Origin of the sequence: Jatrophihabitans sp., assembly GCF_051960575.1 — a bacterium.
GTDB lineage: Bacteria > Actinomycetota > Actinomycetes > Mycobacteriales > Jatrophihabitantaceae > JBQCEE01.
In genome coordinates this window covers 1-2,344 of the sequence record NZ_JBQCEE010000307.1, presented here as the reverse complement: position 1 = coordinate 2,344, position 2,344 = coordinate 1, and the positions used below count along the sequence as shown (strand labels likewise).

Below are 2,344 nucleotides of genomic sequence, written 5' to 3'. Positions count from 1 at the left end.
CCCGTTGCTGACCTGGCTGGCGGCACAACTGGCCAGAAGACCCGGCGGCGACCTGCGGGTCAGCGTGCGGCCGGCCTCGAGCACGCTGCTCGAGGACCAGGCGACCACCGTGCGGGTACGCGTGACCGCGCCGAGGGTGACGGACGCGCTCACCGTCTCGTTCGTGCCCGGCGAGTGGCTGCGGCGCCGCGGTCGCCGGGACGCGGTCGTCCCCGCCGCCCCGGACGGCGCGCCGGGGGAGGTGGAGTTCCCGGTCACCGCGCTGCGCTGGTCGCGCGCGTCGGTCGGCGCGGCCCGGGTGACCGCCTGGGCCGGGCAGGGCCTGTTCTACCGCCAGACCGACGCGACCGGATGGCCGGTCAAGGTCGTCCCCTATCGCGAGCGGTTCTCGGTCGGCGATGCGCTTCCGGTCAGCAGCGGCATCGTCGGCACCCACCGCTCACGCCGTCCCGGGGAGGGGACGGACCTGGCCGGCATCCGCCCGTTCCAGGTCGGCGACCGGCTCAAGCGGATCAACTGGCCGGTCTCGCTGCGCACCCAGACGCTGCACGCGACGGCGACGCTGACCGACCTCGACGCGACCGTGATGCTCGTGGTCGACAGCTCGACCGACCTGGTGCCGGGCGACGAACCGGCCCGCGTCAACGGCACCCTCGACACCGCGGTGCACGCCGCCGCGGCGATCGCCGAGCACTACCTGCGCGCCGGCGACCGCGTTGGCATCGTCGACGACGGGCAGACCATGCGCACGGTGCTGCCTGCCGCCGGGCGGGCGCACCTCAACCGGATCGTCGACGCGCTGATCGACGTCGACACGACCGCCGGGCGGCGCCGGCTGCCGGTGCACCTGGCCCGGCTGCTCGGCCGGATCGCGCCGCGGTCGATGGTCATCCTGATCACCCCGCTGATCGAGCAGGCCCGCCCGGAACTGGCCGTCGAGCTCGCCCGCTCGGGTCACCCGGTGCTCGTGATCGACAGCCTCGGCGAGTACACGCCGGACGGCCCGCCCGGCTCGACCCCGGACCTGGCCTGGCGGCTGCAACGCCTGCAGCACGATCTCGACGTGGACAGGCTTGCCGATGCGGGCATCCCGGCCGTCGCCTGGCGTGGCGCGGGCAGCCTGAACACCGTGCTGGCCCGCCTCAGCCGGGCCGCGGCAGCCCCGCGGGTGCGGCGATGAGCCGGTTCGCCGCCGTTCCGGTCTCGATCCGCGCGGTGGCCGTCGTCGCGGGGCTGGTGCTCGTCGTCGTCCCCGGCCACGTCGCGCCGCTGCCCGCCGTTATCACCGTCGGCGGCCTCGCCGGGGCCGTCGTCGCGCCCCGCACCGTCGGCAGCCTGCCCGTCACCTTCGGCTTCGTGCTCGCCTGGCTCACCGCGTCCGGATGGACGGTCAGCCTGCCCGTCGAGCGCACCGCGACCGCTGCGGCAGCGCTGTACGTGCTGCAGGTCTCGGTCGCCCTCGCCGCGGCCGTCCCGCTCGACGCGCGCGTCGACCGCGCGGTCCTGGTCGCCTGGACGCGGCGGCTGGGCTGGCCGGCGCTCGCCGCGGCCGCGCTGATCGCCGTCGACGAAGTGCTGCCCCAGCAGTCCGGCTCGCCCTGGATCGAGTTCGGCGGCCTCGTCGGCGTGCTCGCCCTCGCCGCCGCCGCCACGTACGCCGTGCGCCGCAGGGGCCCTGCCGCTAGCTAGAATCGAGAGGTTGCGATGAACGTTGCGGCGAAGAAGACGACAGGACGGAAACTGCAGTGAGCGGCCATTCCAAGTGGGCCACGACCAAGCACAAGAAGGCGGTCATCGATGCCAAGCGCGGCAAGCTGTTCGCCAAGCTGATCAAGAACATCGAGGTCGCGGCACGCACCGGCGGCGGTGACCCCGACGGCAACCCCACGCTGTACGACGCCATCCAGAAGGCTCGCAAGAACTCCGTCCCCGTCGACAACATCGACCGCGCGGTCAAGCGTGGGTCGGGCGCCGAAGCCGGTGGCGCCGACTGGCAGACGATCATGTATGAGGGCTACGGCCCGAGCGGTGTCGCCGTACTGATCGAGTGCCTCACCGACAACCGCAACCGCGCCGCGTCCGAGGTGCGCACTGCGATGACCCGCAACGGCGGCTCGATGGCCGACCCGGGCTCGGTGTCGTACCTGTTCAGCCGCAAGGGTGTCGTGCTCGTGCCGAAGAACGACCTCGGTGAGGACGACGTGCTGACCGCGGTGCTCGACGCCGGCGCCGAGGCCGGCGGGGCCGACTGGCAGACGATCATGTACGAGGGCTACGGGCCCAGCGGTGTCGCCGTGCTGATCGAGTGCCTCACCGACAACCGCAACCGCGCCGCGTCCGAGGT

Annotated in this window: 3 protein-coding genes; all 3 read left to right on the top strand. The window is 73.4% G+C overall.

What is annotated here, in order from left to right; all coding sequences use genetic code 11:
• On the top strand, positions 1 to 1,180 hold a 1,180-nt coding region (locus tag ACTHMS_RS17200), incomplete at its 5' end, for a DUF58 domain-containing protein (protein WP_440307884.1).
• The gene (locus ACTHMS_RS17195) at positions 1,177 to 1,689 is read left to right on the top strand and encodes a hypothetical protein (protein WP_440307883.1); all 513 of its coding nucleotides are present in this window, start codon (positions 1,177 to 1,179) and stop codon (positions 1,687 to 1,689) included. The genes ACTHMS_RS17200 and ACTHMS_RS17195, both read left to right, overlap by 4 nt.
• Before the next feature lie 56 nt (positions 1,690 to 1,745).
• On the top strand, positions 1,746 to 2,344 hold a 599-nt coding region (locus ACTHMS_RS17190; protein ID WP_440307882.1), incomplete at its 3' end, for a YebC/PmpR family DNA-binding transcriptional regulator.